Consider the following 18012-nt stretch of genomic DNA (forward strand, 5'->3'; position numbering starts at 1 on the left):
AACACAGTCTAGCATAGGCGTTATGTGCCACAGAAGGTTCTTAGCACCTGCTCATTTTCCGTGGCGGGCGCCGCTAAACGGCGCGCTTCAACAGATTCATCGAACGGCTTAGTCACCACTGCCAATAAGGTGTGGAAAGGCGCAAAATCACCTTCGTAAGCGGCATCAATGACCTCTTGAACCCGGTGGTTACGGGGAATAATGACCGGGTTGGCGCTTCGCATGGCCGCAAAACGCTCACTATCTTGGCTGGCTATCTGCGCTTGCTGCCAGGTATCCAGCCACGCGGTCAACTCGCCAGGCTGAGTCGTCAGTGCCAGCAGTGCCAGGCGGTACTCATCGCTCGGAGAGGCTGCGTATTGCGTGAGCGCGTCAAAGGTGGCGGTCATGTCCATCCGCCCCTGATGCATCTGGCTTTCGAGACCTTCCATTAGCGCTTCGGCTTGAGGGCTTTCCGCCGCTAAACCGAGCTTATCGGCATGCAGGCGGACTTGCTCGGCGCTGAACAGTGATTCAAAGCGCCGGATGGCGTCAGTGGCCTGCTCCACGACCGCGTCGCCCTCTTCCCGCATCAACGGCAGCAGCGTTTCGGCAAAGCGGGCCAGATTCCACTGAGCAATCGCTGGCTGGTTGGCAAAGGCGTAGCGTCGGCCTTGATCGATGGAACTGTACACCTTCTGCGGATCGAACTGCTCCATAAAGGCACAGGGGCCGTAATCGATGGTTTCACCGGCGATGCTGCAGTTATCGGTGTTCATCACGCCGTGAATAAAGCCCACGCTCATCCAGCGGGCAATCAGCACTGCCTGGCGGGCAACTACCTCCTCCAGCAACGCCAAATAAGGATCTTCGGCGTTGGCAGCACCTGGATAGTGGCGTTCAATGACATGATCCGCCAACGCTTTTAACGATGCTTCATCTCGCCGTGAGGCGGCGAATTGGAACGTTCCTACGCGGATATGGCTGCTGGCCACGCGGGTAAAGACGGCGCCGGGCTCAGCCATTTGCCGGACCACTCGCTCGCCGCTCGCCACGGCCGCAAGGGCACGGGTGGTGGGAATCCCCATGGCGGCCATGAACTCGCTGACCAGGTACTCACGCAGCACCGGCCCTAACGGCGAACGACCATCGCCACCACGGGAAAACGGTGTGCGGCCGCTGCCTTTTAGCTGCACATCGCGGCGAACGCCATTCTGATCGATCACTTCGCCCAGCAGCAGCGCACGGCCATCGCCCAGTTGCGGCACAAAGTTACCGAACTGATGCCCGGCGTAACCTAAGGCGCCCGGCTTGGCATCCGGCATGGGCTGGTTGCCGCTAAACCAATCGGCAAGCGTTGTTGAGTCAGGTATCTCTTTGGCCCCCAGTTCATGGGCAAGCGGCGCATTGAACGCAATCAGTTCGGGTTGAGCCACAGGCGTTGCTTGGGTGGCGACCCAGAGAGGTTCAGGCAAGGTGGAATAGAGATGTTCGAATGGCAGCACGATAGGCTCCGCTATTGATGGCGATATCTACCTAATACCCTAGCACTTCAGTCAAGTAAACGCCGCTGCAAACAGCTCACAGCCTGCTCGAGCACCGGCGTCAACGGCGCCCGCCACTGGTGGGTCAATAGCGCATCTGCCCGGGTGACGCCGAGCGATAGCGATGCTAGCGGCATGCCCCGTTCATGGGCGGCACGGCAGAAACGGTAGCCGGAAAACACCATCAACGAGGTGCCCACTGCCAGTACCGCCTCCGACTCTGCCAGCGCTACCTGCGCTGCAAGCCGCCGTTCGGCGGGCACCACATCGCCGTAGAACACCACGTCAGGCTTCAGGATGCCGCTGCAGCGCGGGCAGTCGAAAATGCGAAAGGTGCTGAAGTCGGTTTCCAGGTCGGCATCGCCATCCGGAGCGTGCCCCGCCTGCAAACCAGTAAAGCTCGGATTCATGCGCGCCATTTCGGCATGCATGGCGTGGCGCATCATTTGATAGTCGCACACCATGCACTTCACCATGTCCGCTCGACCATGCAGGTCGATCACCCGGCGGGAACCAGCGCGCTGATGTAAACGGTCAACGTTTTGGGTCACCAACTGCTGGATATAACCCTGTGACTCCAGCGCAGCCAACGCACGGTGTGCGCCGCTGGCTTGGGCTTCGCGCATGGCGCTAAAACCGATCAGCGCGCGGGCCCAGTAGCGCTGGCGAACGTGATGAGAACTCATGAAGTCGCCATGCTGCACCGGGGGTGGCCGCTTCCACTGACCATCCGCATCGCGATAGTCCGGAATGCCACTGTCGGTACTCACACCGGCACCGGTAATCACCCACAGTTTGGGGTGCCGCTGAATAAAATCAGCCAGTTCCTCGCCCGCCTGGGCAACGCTTTCTGCAATTTCCACGGCCTGCGTCAATCGTTCACCTCTAGGCAATGTGGCTCAAACTCAACGATACTGTATAGCAACAGCGGGCCATGCAACGCGCCCTTTAACGGTTATTGTGCACCCAGGAGATACTCTTATGCAGCACGATCATGACATTATTATTGTCGGTGGCGGCATGGTGGGCGCCGCCCTGGCGGCTCGCGTGGGTCATGCGGGTTTCTCCGTTGGGCTGGTGGAGCAAGGCGATGCCCCTACTCCCCCTAGCGGTGACTATGACCTGCGTATTTCATCGCTGAATGCGCGCTCGCTAGCCTTTGTTAAGGCCAGCGGCACGACGTTACCCGAGGAGCGTTGCTGCCCTTTTCGGCATATTGATGTTTCCAACCAGGACGGTACCGGCCACTCGCTGTTTTCCGCTCAGGATAGCGGCATGGATGACTTCGGCATCTTTATCGAAAACCGCACGTTGCAGTACGCGTTATGGCAACGGTTAGAACAGCTGCCCAGCGTCACCTGCTACACCCAAAGCGCGCCGTTAAGTACGATCACCTCAAGCACTGGCCGCCTGCTGGAGCTGGATAATGGCAAAACCCTAAGCGCCCGCTTGATCGTCGGCGCCGACGGCGCGCAATCGACCCTGCGCGAGCTAGCAGGGATCAGCGTTAGCAGCTATGACTACCATCAGCGGGCGATGATCATTAACGTGGAAACCGAACTGCCCCAGCAGGATGTCAGCTGGCAGGTCTTCACCCCTACAGGCCCCATCGCCATGCTGCCGCTACCAGGCCATCGTGCTTCCTTGGTGTGGTACGACACAGATAAAACCACCCAAGCCCGCGAACAGCTTGACGATGAGGCACTTAAAGCAGCCATCGAAATGGCCTTCCCTAAACGCCTGGGTAACCTCATCCGCATCGTCGCCCGGGCCAGCTTCCCCATCAAGCGCCAACATGCCCACCGCTATATCGGCAAGCGCCTGGCACTTATTGGCGACGCGGCCCATGTGGTGCACCCGCTGGCAGGCCAGGGGTTAAATATCGGCCTGCACGACGCCGACACCCTTGCCGAGATCATTATCCAGGGCCGCGACCCCGGCGACTATGTCAACCTACTCCGCTTTGAGTGCCAGCGCCGCGCGGCCAACCAGGCGATGATCGCTGCCACCGACAGCTTTCACCACCTGTTTACCGGCGCCAAGCCGCTGCGCCAACTAGGCGACCTAAGCCTGCAAATTGCCGAGCGCTTCCCGTTCGCCAAACGCATGATGATGCAGCAAGCCAACGGGTTGAATCCGTTTAAATTCCATTAGGATTCATCAATGTATTCAGAATCGAATGATTTGGCAGCTTTGGAGCGGTTTTTCGAGAAGCTGGCACTGCTGCCCAAGCCAGAACCCCTGACACCCAATTTGTTTTCGGTTGCAGGACCTGGTCAGAATGAGAACCGACTATCCGACTTAATGGCCTTCTTTATGGGCGGTTATCCCGGTGCGCCTCACTGGTTAGCCAAGGCCGTTCTGCATGCACTAGTTCGTAAAGAGCGATTCGATCATGACCATCTACAGCAAGTCGACTGGGAAGCAGTCACTACCGAACGGGAAGCAGGGAGCTGGAATGTCGAAAGCGAATCGATCAAGCGCTTGGACTTATTGGTTTCAGGAAACAACTTCGTATTGGGCATTGAGCATAAAGTATGGGCTTCGGCGACTAATAATCCGTTTTATGCCTATGACGACTTGCTGAAAAGCTATGAAGTTAATATCTACAAATGCGTTTTATGCCCAGATGACTCCAAGGAAGGCGTTCAGGCACCCGCCACTAACGCAGGCTGGCCAACGTTATCCTACTCGGAAGTATTGGTCTCAGCTTATGAACTGTACGGGAAAGACGTAGCCCCATCTGATCAGACGAAATGGCAAATTTTCTATCAAGAGTTGTTACAGCACCTCACTTCTATCGCCCATCCAACTGAAGAAAAGACAATGACGAAAGTCGAACTGAATTTTTCGTTGAAGCATTTCAATGACCTGTATGAAGCATCTCAGCGTTTGGAGCAATTCGAACAGGAGTTGATGGCGGAAGGTAAAAGCCATATTGCGGCTGCATTGCAAATAGCTACCAGCGATATCCATACCAAGAAAAAGCCGGAAATTTGGAGTGAAGAGACAAGAGTATGGCGTTTCTTCCCCAGTGCTTGGAGTAATACAGGAGCCTCCCAAATATGCCTCGTTTATTATCCTTCATCAGAGTCGGAAGGTGATGAAAGCATCGGTTTTGAAGTTCGGGCCTACTTGGAAAGCCAGGTAAGCAGTGACCCTTGGCTGAAAAAAATCGAACGGGCATTTTTAAAGGTAACGCCTGTCACCAAACACCCAGACTGTACTTGGTACAGAGAAGGCCATGGCAACGACACTTGGCCTGAAACCGCTGGGCGCTGGTTGGCTTTGAGTGCTTGGCCCCGGGAGTACACCAAGACAGGTGCGATGAAAGCACTGGGTGATTTAGCCAAATGGGTGGATGAACACGCTTTCGAGACAGAAACCAATATAGCCGACTCATGAGGCTAGGGCGGACGAGAGGCCGCAGTAGCATCAAGGCATCAGCGCGGAGCAAAGACGTCTATTACTAGTAGTGGTCCCCCGTGGTAAACATTGTTAACCACTCGTTCTTCCTCAAGCACTTAATATGTTAAACGGTGCTGAATGATGATGCAGCAAGCCAACGGGTTGAATCCATTCAAAATGCGCTAGGGTCTACTACGCTGAGAGGGTGGTCACTGCCGGTGGCCCATAACAATCACAATAACCCCTCGTTAAAGGCAACCCTATGGCATCTACACGATACGCGCTGTTCACGGCAACGCTCTGTTCCGGCCTTAGCCTCCTTCTGGCTTCCCCCCTGTGGGCCTGGAATGGGGTCGTCGAGAAACAGACCTTTGAAATGGACAGCTTCACTACCCATGGCGGCGAGACGATCCCCAACGTCACGGTGGGTTGGGAAGCCTACGGCGAGCTCAATGACGCCCGCGATAACGTCATTCTAATCACCCACTTCTTCTCTGGCACCAGCCATGCGGCAGGCCGCTATGAGGAAAATGGGCAGCCGACCGGCTACTGGGATGCCATCATTGGCCCCGGCAAGCCACTCGATACCGATGAGTACTACATCATCTCCTCGGATACGCTGGTTAACCTGAATGCCAATGACCCCAACGTCACCACCACCGGGCCCGCCTCCATCAACCCTGGCACCGGCGAGCCCTGGGGCATGGACTTCCCGGTCGTCACCATCCGCGACTTTGTCGAGGTACAGCGCGAGCTACTCGAAAGCCAAGGCATTGAATCGCTGCATGCGGTGATGGGTGCCTCGATGGGCGCGCTACAAGCTATCGAGTGGGCCAGCGCCTACCCTGACCGAGTTGAACGCTTAATCTCAGTGATTGGCGGCGGCGTTGCCGACCCTTGGCTACTGGCCACGCTAAGCGCCTGGGCAGCGCCGATTCGTTTAGACGCCAACTGGAACGAGGGTAACTACTACAACGGCGAACCACCTACCGACGGGCTAAAAGAAGCGCTAAAACTGGTCACACTCAACGCCAACCACTGGCAGTGGGCTAATGAAACCTTTAACCGCGATTGGGCCGACGAAGCGCGCGATCCCGCCCAGGATATCAACGCCCGCTACGCGATCGAACAAACGCTGGATGATATCGCCGCCGCCCGTGCGGCCACCTCCGATGCCAACCATCTGCTCTATCTGGTGCGCGCCAACCAAACCTTTATGGCAGGCCACGGCGACTCGCTAGAGGAAGGACTTGCCGCCATCGAAGCACCGACACTGATGCTGTATAGCGAAAACGACCTCGTCTTCGCGCCTGAAGGTGTGCGTCGAACCGCCGAGCTAATTGAGGCAGATGGCACTGAGGTGACGCTTGAAACCCTGGAAGGCGATCGAGGCCATTTGGATGGCGTTGTTTCCATCAATCAAGCTAGCGATACATTGCGGGCGTTTTTGCAGTAAGGGGGGTAGCGCTGGCTTTGAGTCTTAAAGCCAGCGCTTAAGAAGTTGCGATATGAACCAGACTAACTAGCCGCCATTCAGGCCAGAGCCTCTAAAACATTAGCGGTTGGCGTTCTCTTCGGCCACCTGACGAAGCGCATCGACAAGCACTTCAGCTGGCTGGGCGCCCGAAATCAGGTAGCGCCCGTCGAGGATGAATCCCGGCACGGCAGTGACCCCTGCTTCCATGAATCGCTGTTCTGCCGCTCGAACTTCGTCTGCGTACTGATCAGACCGGGCGATGGACTCAGCAACGTCACCGTCAAGCCCGACCTCAATGGCCTTCTCGCGTAGAACCTCTGGGTCTGAAGGGTTTTTCGCCTCACCAAAGTAGGCATCAAACAGTGCCAATTGCAGGGGTGTCTCTAGGTTCTGCGTTGCAGCCCACGCAAGCACGCGGTGGGCAGCGAAAGTGTTGTTCGCCCGACGCTCCTGGGCACCACGAAAATTTAATCCAAGCTCTTCGGCCACCGCCATAATCTCGCGCTGGGACTGCGCCATGCTGGCAGCATCCTTACCGTACTTGCGGCACAAGTGCTCCAGGATCGGCTCGCCCTCAGGCGGCATATCCCGGTTGAGCTCGAAGGGCTGCCAGAAAAGCTCAACGTCGATCTCGCCATCAAGGGTTTCTAGCGCTTGTTCCAAGCGCCGATAGCCGATCGCGCACCATGGGCAGGCTACATCGGACACTAGATCAATTCTTACCTTCTGCATGATGGATCTCCTCGTTGGGTTCGGTCATCAGCGCACAAACTGCGCTAAGCCTTGGCTTTTATCAAGCAACACCTAAACGCAACCAACCCAGTAGGTGTGCACTTTTTCCAACCCATTGGCGGCGTTGGTAAGCAAAAGCCTCTTACTCACGGCTTAGCATCTTACTGGCTCCGACGCTGGGGGTTGAACTGGTAACGAGGACTAAAGTTCGTCAGCACCAGGTGGGCAGCTCTGTCGATTCGGCAAACGCGGCAATCACGACTTTTCCTGGTTTGTGTTTGAAGATTAAGGAGTCATGGCTTTCAAGAATGTAGCTTGCACCTTATCAAGAGAAAGGCAACCACACCCGATGCAGTCTGTCATCATATCTCTCAGTTCAATTAACTGCGTTATCTTCCTGTTTAGCTCGCCTCGCCACCTAGAGCCCAATTTGTCCCAATCAACAAGAGTGACACGGGTATGATTCGGAAGCTCTTCAAGCTCAAATAAAATGCCTATAAGTTTATTTTTCGCGCCCCTCTTGACCTCAACCTTAGTTGAGGTTTCAGAATAGCCCTACGTCAAAGCCAACTCAATCTTATCGCTTCAGATAACATTTTTATTAAAAACGTGTAACTAAAACCAAACCAACACCCTTGGAAAAATCAACTCAGAGGATTTTAAAATGAAAGTACTTGCCTTCGGCGCTAGCAACAGCAAAAGCTCCATTAACAAAAAGCTGGCTTTTTATGCAGCACAACAAGTCAGCGATGCAGATATTTCGTTAATCGATCTTAACGACTTTGAAATGCCAATATTTAGCGAAGAAAGAGAAAAAGAGTCTGGCATCCCTGAATTGGCGCATGCTTTTTACAACGCTATCGGTGAAGCAGATGTCATCGTAATGTCATTCGCGGAACACAATGGGACTTATACGTCAGCCTATAAAAATCTATTTGACTGGACATCACGAATAGATATGAAAGTATTTCAAAATAAACCCGTTCTTATGCTATCTACCTCGCCTGGTCAAGGTGGAGCGCAAAGTGTCTTAGCTTCCGCACAAGCGTCAGCTCCTTATTTTTCAGCAACCGTTATAGGCGCGCTTTCCTTACCCAGCTTTTTCGAAAATTTTGACTTAGAGCAGGGCATCGTCACTAACCAGCAGTTTAACCGAGACTTACTTGGAATATTAAGTAAGATTTAATTTTTTTCTATTTTTAGGAAATCATCTGCAGTCTGTCATTACAGGCGCTATAGAAACTGATAGCGCCTGCCATCACCAGTGGCAAAACCGCTGCGACTCGAAGGAAATGTCACTTGGAGAACGATCTGGCTATGTGCTATTCCAGACCATAACAAGCTTCTTCACGTTGAGCTCTTCACGATATGGGTCAGCACCACAACCAAGCTCAAGGACTGGCCCGCAGTCAGCTCGATCAGTGATAAGAGGTAACCAACGTTGAAGCCAGGGGTCTGAAGACATGGGAAATCCTGAAGATATCTAGTTAACAGTGATTTCATAAATTAATTTAACTCTATCCCATTGATTCCCTCACGAGCAAAAATAAATTCAGCAGTGTTTGAAACAACCACCGGGCGTACCCCTGTTCATAACCAGCAAACCGGTGTGTACCTTTTTAAAATACCTCAGCAGTACATAGCCCATCGACATATACCAAAATACGTTCAAACTGATGAAAGTACATTTCGTCCTATACTGAGCAACACCCAGTAATGATAAGGAGCCAGCTATGAAAAAAGCATTATTAGCGCTAATCACTACGATGCTGATAAGTGGGTGTAGCAACAGCAACACCACCGCATCAAACGCGCCCGTTTCAGATACTGCAACCGAGCAAAACCAACCCCACCATCAGGTTACCGATCAATGGGTCGGCCGATGGATTGGCGTTGAAGGGTTATTCCTGGAAATCAGCAAGGACGAGCCTGCAGGCCCGGGACATTATCTCCTTCACATGCGCTACGGCCTGGATGACGACCAAATCGGCACCTTCGAAGGGCAGGCCACCACCGAAGGCATTAGCTTCAACCGCGGAGACGGCCCGCAGTTGCTTCGCTCGGGCGACGGCGAAGCCACCGGCATGAAGTGGCTATTGGAAAAGGAAGATTGCTTGGTAGTCGCAACAGGTGAAGGCTATTGCCGCGACTGACCTGAGCGGTGGTCACTCAAGGAGCGGCGGGATAAAAGCAGTTATTCATCCGCTAGTTCAGCAAAGTGGCCCGCTTAATCCAGGGTGTACTTAAACCACCGCTGCTTTAAGCGGCAACCAGCCTCTTTACTTTAAGCTCTTTGCGATGCTGTTCGGCATGCCAAAGCTCGTATTGGGACTGCTGGTTCAACCAGCTTTCCGCAGAGGTATCAAACGCGATAGAAAGCCGCACCGCCATTTCAGGGCTAATACCGGCCTTGCCGTTCAGCACAGCACTGAGCGTTTTGCGACTTACGCCGAGCGCTTCCGCAGCGGCTGTAACAGTAAGACCAAGGGGCTCCAAGCAAAGCTCGCGTAATACTTCACCAGGATGGGGAGGGTTGTGCATCAGCATTGGCGGTACCTCAGTGGTAATCTTCATAATTCACTATCTCGGCATCTCCGTCCTCGAACCGGAACGTCACGCGCCAGTTACCACTAACCGTGACTGACCAGATTCCAGAGCGCTTACCTGAGAGTTCGTGCAAGCGAAGACCTGGCAAGTCCATATCGTTGGCATCTGACGCTGCATTAAGTCGACCAAGAATAAGCCGAAGCCTCTTTGCATGCGCAGCCTGAATCCCTGCAGTGCTGCCGGATTTGAAGAATTTTGCCAAGCCTTTGTGTTTGAAGCTTCGGATCATCTATAAAATGTACCCTGCAACGTATCAGGTGTCAAAAACATGGTGCAAATCAAAAAGAGTCGATAAACGTGCTATGTCCCTACCGTTGATAACACAATTAGGTTAAAGACTACTCGCCCGCCACTTCAGTAAAGTGGCCCGCTTTATCCAGGGTGTATTCGCCAAAATCCCGCGCCAGGTAAAGCGAGCCCGAGTAGACGCGCAGGGCCTCTTGGCGGATCTCCTCAATGGAAGGCGAGGCAAGAGGGTGGGGCTGGTAACGGGGGCTAAAGTGCGTCAGCACCAGATTGGGAAGCTCTGCCGTTTCGGCAAACGCGGCGACCAGCTTGGCGTAGCTATGCCCGACATCACCAGCCTTCTGGGCCATCTCTTCGGTGTAGGTGGCTTCATGCACCAGCACCTGTGCCCCCGCGCACGCTTCATTCAACAAGTCAGGCTGGTCATTGTCCCCAGCTATCACCACTTTTCTCGGCTTGTGCTTGAAGATCAAGAACTCATGGCTTTTTAACTGTTTACCCTCAAACTCAACATCAAACCCTTGCTTCAACTGCCCCCACAACGGCCCTCTCGGAATGCCCTTTTGCGCTAACTTATCCACATCCAAGGCAGCGTCGACCCTTGTCTCCGTAAACCCATAAGCGTAGGACGGTGCCCGGTGCGAAAGCCTGTGCGTGGTAATCGCAATGCTCTCAAACTCAACGCTTGGCAGCTCGTCCGAGTCGATAAACTCCAGGGCGAAGGGCAAGCAAAGCTGCGTGACCTCACAGGTAGCCTCCAACCATGCCTTGATGCCTGCGGGCGCCACAATGGTAAGCGGCGCTTTCCGGCCGCCCATTCCCGCACTCGCCAGTATGCCCGGCAGCCCATAGCAGTGGTCGCCGTGCACGTGGGTAATCAAGATGGCTTTCAGCGAATGGAACGACAGCTTTGTGTGCAAAACCTGATGCTGGGTGCCCTCACCACAATCGATCAGGTACCAGCCCTTCCCCTTGCTCTCTCGCAAAGCGACGCCGGAGACGTTTCTGGTTTTTGTGGGTACACCAGCGGAGGTGCCGAGGAACAGTAAGTTCATATCTTGTTCGTGCGCTCGCTTATGCACTCGCTTTGAGGGTAAGGATGCAGATTTCAAATCTGCTAAATGAAAACAGTAGTGCTTATACAATGACTAGGCATACATTAATACAGTTAAGGCTTACCTACATCCACCAAACTGAGTTGACGCCACGTGTGGCTAAGGCATTAGCGAACCTAACTCAGAGGGCACGCGCAATAGGCGCTAGCTTGCACGATTGTTAGCTCGCTACGGCTGTGTGTCATAGGCCAACACACCTTCTGGTATTTGGAACCAGTCTTGCTTTTCACAGACCCAAACGTGAATGGTGGGGTTGATATCGCTTGTATCTGAAAGCGTGGAAGGCTTCAACATTAGGTGATGAGGATTGCTTGGATTGTAATGGTAGATGTGGTTAGCGCACACCGGGCAGAACTTAGCTGAGCTTGTGTTTCCACTTGCAGCAGTTCTGCTCCACTCATTCATTTCTCCGCTTATATCAATGGCGTCTGAACCTATCATTGCGGTAATGCTAAAAGCGCTCGTCGAAAGCTTTTGACATTGTTTGCAGTGACACGCGGCTACAGCAATCGGGGGTTTAGAAAGCTTGTAGGTGATATGTCCGCATAGACATGAGCCGGTAATTGGATACTTCATTTATAATGAACCTCTATCTTTTGTACAGGTAATGGCCCAAAGGGGCATACTTGCGTTTTGAGCGCAGCGAAGAAAAATATGCCCACTGCCTTGGATTGTCAGACGGTACTTTATGGCGAACGCTTAGAGAACCAAGCATGAACAAAACCTGCCTGGTAAAATTGAACTGGTGAGTCAAAACCGCCACGCCTGATGATGGATTTAACATCGTCGGGAGGGAGTATTGCGACATCTTTCGCCCATGCTGCATGGGTCTTTTCTATAGCACCAGAAGGAACGTTTGCAGCGTGCAGCATGGCTACCCATGCCTGAAGCAATGCTCTGTATTCATATGAACCAACCTCTGACGAGAGGTCTGCGCTCACCAGAATTCCTTCAGGGTGCAGCCTGTCCGCGATAGCATGGAAAAAGTTCGAGCGTGCCTCAGCATCAATAATGAATTGCGAAACCATAAAACATGTAGCTGCGTCATGAAGCTCAACATCTGGCAAAGATTCCAGATAGCCCTCATGGAACATACAGCGAGAACTAAACCCTTCTTTCTCAGCTCTTAGACGGCATTCATCGAGCATCGCGCCAGAAGGCTCGACGGCGGTGAAGCTCCAGTTTGGGAATTTATTAGCTAAATAGGAAAGTTCTGCGCCTGTGCCTAAGCCGACGCAAAGTATACGGGCCTCGCGTGGCAAGTCCGACAATATCCATTCAAGCTGAAAATGAAGTCCTTCATGGACTGGCGCAAGCTTCTTTTGCCGCTGTTCATAGCCAGAAGCCTGTTGGTCAAAAATAGCCTTAAGTTCGTCTTGGTTCATGCAGATATCCGATTCTGTCTAATACTTCAAATAACCGGTGCAAATATAGCGCAGCGAAATTTGCATCCGAGTTAATTTTTCTTGTTAGGTTTTGCCATAAAAATTGCGACTCGTTCCAACCCAGCGTCGCGATGAACTTCACCTTTGTGAAATTCTTCGCTCTCAATGGTGGCCAGAAGGTTACGGCGCTGAGGATAGCGTACAAATATAAAATGATCCCAGCGATCAGCTAGCATACACTCCTTGTCACTGCTGAATAACCCAAGGGGCTTTCCACCATAAACTGGATATGCGCCCCTTCGCAGCAATTCAAATCCCGCAATTTTGGAGTAGCGGTCATAGGCCTGTTTGCCGCTAATACCTTTAGTGACCTCGTAAGAATTATTATATTCGGCTTTCGGTTTATATTTATTCAAATTGTAAACAAAAAGAGGCTCGTCAAGATTTTGGGCTCTTGCTACTTTCATTTGATTCTCATCGGGCCAGACTGCGTCATTCTCAGCTTTCCATGTAGCTGTAGGGATTCCTTTGTCGGTGACACCTTTGAACAACCTAACAGCACTAGAGGCAACCTTAACCATAGAAAAAAGCACTGATGGTTCTGGCTTGATTGCAAGGACGGTATGCTCAGCGCAAACCTGATCTAGAGCTTCATCGAAGGTCGAAAGAAACTTGAAAGCCGCTTGGGTGGATGGAAACTCATCGATGATAATTTCATCTATCCACATCCCTTCTCGTGCAACAGGGTCTGCCTTAACTCGAAACAGCCTTTTGCTATTGAAGCTATTTTCACTCTCTTTCAAAAACTTACTGTAGCCATTTAGATCTTTAACTTTCAGGTGGAAAACAAAAGCCACTTTTCTTATGCCAGCCTCTTCTAAGAATTTACTGAATGACTCTTTATCAATTGAGAAGGGCATATTCATTTCGATTCCACACTCAAGCTTAGCAGTAATTATACGGAAGGCTCCAGGGCCTCAATAAACGTCTCGGCGCAGTCATTGAGGTTATGTAACCTCCTTATTCGACTCTACCTCATTGCCTCCCCTGAGAGCAAAGCCAATTTTGGTGATAAAATATCCAAAATTCGCTTACCTGCGCGCTTTTCCAGCTCTAATGATACTTACCTCATGGAAGTGAGTATTTAGACGAGGGCATATCAAGGGACAGCCCTCATTCTCACAATGAAAAAATCACTTCGCCTTTATATGGATAGGCGTGGCCAAGCTGAGCAAGGTTAGAGCTAATTGAGAAGACACTGGCGGTTTTGTATTGTTTGGTTAGGTATGCGGGAAGTGGACCGAGCCATATCACGGCACGTGAACTTATTTAAGGCTTGTAGCGAGTCAACGTAATGCCGCAGGCGATCAGGCCAGAAGAAACAAACCGCCATACGCCGAAGCCTTCTTTCAGAATGATGGTAGAAATGAGGGCGGCGAACAGCACACTGGTTTCTCGTAAAGCCGAGACCATGCCGAGTGGGGCGTAGGCCATGGCCCAGATAACGATCCAATACGCACCGACCTGCATTCCCCCGCCAACAATAGCGGGAGCCAAATTGCTGGATATAACTCTTTTTATTTCCTTGGATTTCCACGTCAAAGCAATCGCAAACGTCAGCAATCCGTTGCCGAGGGTCAATAAAACCGCGAAGCCGAACACCGAGCCAGCTTGTCGGGCGCCCAGGCCACCCACTAGCGTGTAGGAGGCAATAAGGGCTCCCGTACCAAGAGCGAGGAGAATAGCGCGGGGGTTTCTGGTGATACCGGTACTGGTATCGAATGAAAGCGACATCACGCCAACGCCAAGAAACAGCACACCGAGTAACGGGAGAAACCCCAACATTTCGCCAGCGAATGCGGCTGCGCCTAGGGTAACGAGTAATGGCGCCGATCCTCGGGCAATGGGATAGACTTGACCAAAATCACCGTAGTGGTAAGCCATGGGCAAACAAAAATGATATGCCGTATGAATCAAGATGGCCAAGCCAAGAAGCGGCCAACTGGCAGAATCGGGGAGTGCCACGAAAGGCAAGGCGAATACAGAAACTAGACTGCCCAATAAGGTAATCACCGCCATGACGGCGATCCTGTCGCCACTCACTTTAACGATCGCATTCCAACTGGCGTTAAAGATGGCGGCGAGCAGTACAACCATTGTTATTTCTAGGCTCATGTCATCGTATCCTTGAGCGGCAGGATGCTACGTTAAGAAAAACTAGTTTTCCCAGCATAGTCCAAATTACGATGCGCGTAGGTGGCTGCACTCGCGAGTATGCCCGGCAGCCCATAGCAGTGGTCGCCGTGCACGTGGGTAATCAAGATGGCTTTCAAAGAGTGGAACGACAGCTTGGTGTGCAAGACTTGATGCTGGGTGCCCTCACCACAATCGATCAGGTACCAGCTCTTCCCCTTGCTCTCTCGTAAGGCGACCCCGGAGACGTTTTTGTTTTTTGTGGGTACACCAGCGGAGGTGCCGAGGAAGAGTAAGTTCATAGCTTATTTGTGATCTCACTTTAAGACCAAGGCGATGAAATCGCCAGTCAGCTACGTTTAAAGATTAATGCTTTTACAATCATATTTATGCGTGCATTTATACTGTTGAGAGCCACCTACATTCGCCAAATTTTAATGAAGCTACTTGTGGTTAAATCATTAGCGCTCTTAGCTCATAACGCCCTGATCAGCGGCGCACTTTAGTGCGTCCGGTGGAGGGCCAGAGGCCCGGAACGAACTGAATCAAATGGTTTTAGTCATCAAAGCAGGGCAGACAAGGCTGGGATGAATGGGGCGACGATGGTCATATGGTTTGCGGCTGCAGCCATGAATCGTTTGTAAGCAGCACCAAATCCTGACGTTCCTTGTTTATCCTGCATTTCTGAAACACTTTCTTTTAGTGCCTCTTTCTGCTCAATATCTGCTTCATCAATCGCAGCCATTAGGTCAGCAAAAATTGCATCTGTGCCTTCGACCTTTTGATCTACATTCGACGAGGCCACAGAAATATTGCTTCCGGAAACATTACTAATGGTGATGTTTGACGTTTCTTTATTCACGGGAATTCCGTTCTCCAGTTTGTACAAATCTGACCCCTTCAAGAGCTCCAAAGTGTTTTTCACCACTTGAGCCAAGCTTTGCTGGTCTTTAAAGAGCGTTACCATTTGATCAAATGCCCAGCAATTTAGCTCATATTCCTCGTTTACCTTAATAGCATCTTCGACAACAGGTATTAGATCAGAATCAATCCAGGAGCCATCAAACCTTTCAATTACTCTTGTGAGTGTGGGATAGGTCGTGATGTCATAGTTGATTGAGCATAGCGCATCTGACATGAAGAGCCCCATATCACGACCATCGCTATAAATCCGTTCCCAAGTAGCACGTTTCCTGCCATCGGAAATTTTGTACAGATTGCGCTCCCAATCTTCTTTGTTCTTCATGTGAGACCAATCTCTATCCTTCTCGCGAAATCCTTCACCGATAGCTAGGAGCCTGGCAATTTGGCTCTCAACTTCCTTGAAATCACCACGAATGTTCGCTTTTGTCATCAGTACTCCAAAATTTGTTGATTGACTCACTAACAGTGATTATGTTTTAGTCAGCCTGAATATATTCAGCTTGATTGACACGCAGATCATCATCACTAAGTTCAGCACCACTCTCGATTATATCAACCTTAACCACATACTTGGATAACCCAAACTTGTTTAGGAAACCAGTTGCAACCTGTTTTGACTTCTCATCAAACTCCAGGTCTAAACCTTGAAAGTAGCGAGTTGAGAGCACAAAAGATAAGGGTAATCCATGGCGGTACAAGAGGGTGTCTTTATCTCCTTTAGTAAGAGCCAAATTTAAAGGAACGCAGACACTCCTTGTTATAGGTGAAAAGGGTACTGTTAACCCCCTTCTGAAGTAATAGTACTCCATTTCATCAGAATACAAAGACCCATTTAAGAAACCGGTTATTTCGTCATAATCGTAAAGGAGATATTGAGCGCGAGGGGCATTTTTTAGTATTCTCTTTGCCTGATTTACTCGCATTGCACTAAAAGTAGTTTTTCTCCAGTCACGTTTTTTCGCCTCTAGAAAGGCTACACCATTAACTGAGCTACCATCTTTATAATTAATATTCACGACTAAAGCAATATCTCCAAAATCTGTTTCATAACTCCCTTTTAACTTATATGTTTCCCAGTTTATTGCGCTTCTGGGATCATGCCCAGAAAACCGAGAACCCTTGAGAGCACTCTGCAAATCCTTTAACAATGTGTATGTTATGTGATCTTCATCCCATGCATGAGCTGAAATACTGCTCAATGAGTTTCTAATGGTTTGTTCTAAATGACCAGTAAATTCATGTAATTCAGTTGGCACTCAAGATCTCCCTTTGAAAACATAACGCAAAGCTAAGCGGCGGCCCGTCAGGGACGTCCGGTGGACGGCCGTTAGGCCGGGAACGAACTTGAGCGATTGGTTATGCATTTTACGACAGCTTCTTTCAGCTCATGGTTGTGCCAAAAGGCGGATAGATTGACATTGATTCCGAGACTTCATACTTGCCGACCACGTTACCATCAGCGTCTACCTCATCATATAAGTAATAATCGGTATCCCTTCCCCTGCGCTGCTCCCACTTGGTATCTGTTTGAGCAAGGTCGTGCGCGTCTGGAATACCTATCTTCTTTTTGTGCTCGTCGCTCATGAACAGCCCCTTTTAACTTTTGACGTCTTCGACTCGGCGGGTTGAGAACGTAGCGGAAGTCATTTCGGTTCTTACAGTGGTGCCACAATAAGGGCAGATAACTGGCTCCCGCTCCTTACCACCAGGAACACCGCCACCAATCTTGGTGACATAGAAATCTTTTTTACAGCTTTCGTTTGTACACTTTTCCATGCTTTCCTCCCACAAGTGCATAACAGCCCAGTTATGCTTGCCCCTCAACCCCCAGCGCTCGGCGAAACAACGAAATCATCGATTGACGAGGTTCTTGTCCCTTTTCAATTATCTCGGCGTACTCATCGGGGAACGGGGGCGGATTACTTGTATCCATATGTAGAATTTCATCAAAAAGCGGTTTGTAGGCGCCGCGCACGCCTTCGATAAACTGATCGTCAAAATACAGAGCGTTCTTGTGGAGCATGGTGTTAATTTCAGTAAACGCCTCACAGAATTCTAGCCCCCTTTTTTTTGAGAATCCCTGACCGTCAGGGCATACTCCATCAGGAAGCTCATCTCGGTTTGAATGGCCCCACCATGTGACGAGGAAACTCTTCAAACTGAACTCTGCATCCAGTGCTTTTCCATATATAGCTTCGATTACCTCGACGCGTCGTTTGTGTAAGTACGGCTCATGGACGTTTAACTTTGCAAGTTGCTGCGCTAGCTCATGGGAATTTTGCGTCGCAATTTTGTCCATTTGGTGCTCAATCCATTTCTTCGCAGCATATGCTCCAATAGAAATAACTAACGCGGTCGATCCAATCTGGGTGAGAATATCTTCTAACACGTAAAGTAAATCT

19 protein-coding genes and 1 pseudogene are annotated in these 18012 nt (G+C 51.1%); 5 read left to right on the forward strand and 15 right to left on the reverse strand.

Going from position 1 to position 18012, the window contains the following annotated elements; genetic code table 11:
- Window positions 1-20: 20 nt before the first annotated feature.
- On the reverse strand, window positions 21-1484 hold the full coding sequence (locus tag HZS52_RS00495) for a protein adenylyltransferase SelO (protein ID WP_190373970.1): 1464 nt from the start codon (window positions 1482-1484) through the stop codon (window positions 21-23).
- 47 nt (window positions 1485-1531) lie between these two features.
- The gene (locus tag HZS52_RS00500) at window positions 1532-2398 is read right to left on the reverse strand and encodes an NAD-dependent protein deacetylase (RefSeq protein WP_190373971.1); all 867 of its coding nucleotides are present in this window, start codon (window positions 2396-2398) and stop codon (window positions 1532-1534) included.
- Window positions 2399-2504: 106 nt separating this feature from the next.
- Between HZS52_RS00500 and HZS52_RS00505 the strand changes: the two genes are divergently transcribed.
- From HZS52_RS00505 to HZS52_RS00515, 3 genes are all read left to right on the forward strand, one after another.
- Window positions 2505-3677 (forward strand): UbiH/UbiF/VisC/COQ6 family ubiquinone biosynthesis hydroxylase, encoded by a 1173-nt coding sequence (locus HZS52_RS00505; protein WP_190373972.1) that lies wholly within the window; start codon window positions 2505-2507, stop codon window positions 3675-3677.
- Window positions 3678-3686: 9 nt separating this feature from the next.
- Window positions 3687-4928 carry a PDDEXK-like family protein gene (locus tag HZS52_RS00510; RefSeq protein ID WP_022520027.1) on the forward strand — a complete coding sequence of 414 codons (1242 nt, stop codon included), beginning with the start codon at window positions 3687-3689 and terminating at the stop codon, window positions 4926-4928.
- 265 nt (window positions 4929-5193) lie between these two features.
- A complete protein-coding gene (locus tag HZS52_RS00515) occupies window positions 5194-6387 on the forward strand; it encodes an E22 family MetX-like putative esterase (RefSeq protein ID WP_190373973.1) in 1194 nt (397 codons plus the stop codon).
- Window positions 6388-6486: 99 nt separating this feature from the next.
- Here HZS52_RS00515 and HZS52_RS00520 read toward each other — a convergent pair whose 3' ends face one another.
- Entirely contained in the window at window positions 6487-7140 is a 654-nt protein-coding gene (locus tag HZS52_RS00520; protein WP_190373974.1) for a DsbA family oxidoreductase, read from the reverse strand.
- Between the two features lie 664 nt (window positions 7141-7804).
- Between HZS52_RS00520 and HZS52_RS00525 the strand changes: the two genes are divergently transcribed.
- Together HZS52_RS00525 and HZS52_RS00530 are read left to right on the forward strand one after the other, a co-directional pair.
- The gene (locus HZS52_RS00525) at window positions 7805-8326 is read left to right on the forward strand and encodes an NADPH-dependent FMN reductase (RefSeq protein ID WP_190373975.1); all 522 of its coding nucleotides are present in this window, start codon (window positions 7805-7807) and stop codon (window positions 8324-8326) included.
- Window positions 8327-8873: 547 nt separating this feature from the next.
- On the forward strand, window positions 8874-9293 hold the full coding sequence (locus HZS52_RS00530) for a putative periplasmic lipoprotein (RefSeq protein ID WP_022520033.1): 420 nt from the start codon (window positions 8874-8876) through the stop codon (window positions 9291-9293).
- A gap of 106 nt (window positions 9294-9399) precedes the next feature.
- On the opposite strand, the gene HZS52_RS00535 is transcribed toward HZS52_RS00530, so the two are convergent.
- The 12 genes and pseudogenes from HZS52_RS00535 to HZS52_RS00590 all read right to left on the reverse strand — a co-directional run bounded on the left by HZS52_RS00535 (window position 9400) and on the right by HZS52_RS00590 (window position 17999).
- Complete coding sequence (locus tag HZS52_RS00535; RefSeq protein ID WP_022520034.1) at window positions 9400-9687, reverse strand: HigA family addiction module antitoxin; 288 nt, start codon at window positions 9685-9687, stop codon at window positions 9400-9402.
- Window positions 9688-9697: 10 nt separating this feature from the next.
- The gene (locus HZS52_RS00540) at window positions 9698-9976 is read right to left on the reverse strand and encodes a type II toxin-antitoxin system RelE/ParE family toxin (protein ID WP_138800920.1); all 279 of its coding nucleotides are present in this window, start codon (window positions 9974-9976) and stop codon (window positions 9698-9700) included.
- A 109-nt stretch (window positions 9977-10085) separates the two neighbouring features.
- Entirely contained in the window at window positions 10086-11048 is a 963-nt protein-coding gene (locus tag HZS52_RS00545) for a ribonuclease Z (protein WP_190373976.1), read from the reverse strand.
- Window positions 11049-11276: 228 nt separating this feature from the next.
- Window positions 11277-11684 carry a GFA family protein gene (locus HZS52_RS00550; protein WP_190373977.1) on the reverse strand — a complete coding sequence of 136 codons (408 nt, stop codon included), beginning with the start codon at window positions 11682-11684 and terminating at the stop codon, window positions 11277-11279.
- Between the two features lie 110 nt (window positions 11685-11794).
- Window positions 11795-12493 (reverse strand): class I SAM-dependent methyltransferase, encoded by a 699-nt coding sequence (locus HZS52_RS00555; protein WP_190373978.1) that lies wholly within the window; start codon window positions 12491-12493, stop codon window positions 11795-11797.
- A gap of 71 nt (window positions 12494-12564) precedes the next feature.
- Window positions 12565-13419: a Dimeric alpha-beta barrel gene (locus HZS52_RS00560; protein WP_141439979.1), complete on the reverse strand. Its 855-nt coding sequence runs from the start codon at window positions 13417-13419 to the stop codon at window positions 12565-12567.
- Window positions 13420-13822: 403 nt separating this feature from the next.
- On the reverse strand, window positions 13823-14668 hold the full coding sequence (locus HZS52_RS00565; RefSeq protein ID WP_141439980.1) for an EamA family transporter: 846 nt from the start codon (window positions 14666-14668) through the stop codon (window positions 13823-13825).
- 68 nt (window positions 14669-14736) lie between these two features.
- A pseudogene (locus HZS52_RS00570) lies at window positions 14737-14988 on the reverse strand (MBL fold metallo-hydrolase); the annotation flags it as partial.
- Between the two features lie 260 nt (window positions 14989-15248).
- Window positions 15249-16040, reverse strand: coding sequence for a hypothetical protein (locus tag HZS52_RS00575; protein WP_190373979.1), 792 nt, complete (start codon window positions 16038-16040; stop codon window positions 15249-15251).
- 46 nt (window positions 16041-16086) lie between these two features.
- Window positions 16087-16866 carry a hypothetical protein gene (locus HZS52_RS00580; protein ID WP_190373980.1) on the reverse strand — a complete coding sequence of 260 codons (780 nt, stop codon included), beginning with the start codon at window positions 16864-16866 and terminating at the stop codon, window positions 16087-16089.
- A 124-nt stretch (window positions 16867-16990) separates the two neighbouring features.
- Window positions 16991-17194, reverse strand: coding sequence for a hypothetical protein (locus tag HZS52_RS00585; RefSeq protein WP_190373981.1), 204 nt, complete (start codon window positions 17192-17194; stop codon window positions 16991-16993).
- A gap of 223 nt (window positions 17195-17417) precedes the next feature.
- A complete protein-coding gene (locus HZS52_RS00590) occupies window positions 17418-17999 on the reverse strand; it encodes a hypothetical protein (RefSeq protein WP_190373982.1) in 582 nt (193 codons plus the stop codon).
- Window positions 18000-18012: the final 13 nt, after the last annotated feature.

Origin of the sequence: Vreelandella titanicae, assembly GCF_014697095.1 — a bacterium.
In the GTDB taxonomy this organism is placed as follows: domain Bacteria; phylum Pseudomonadota; class Gammaproteobacteria; order Pseudomonadales; family Halomonadaceae; genus Vreelandella; species Vreelandella titanicae.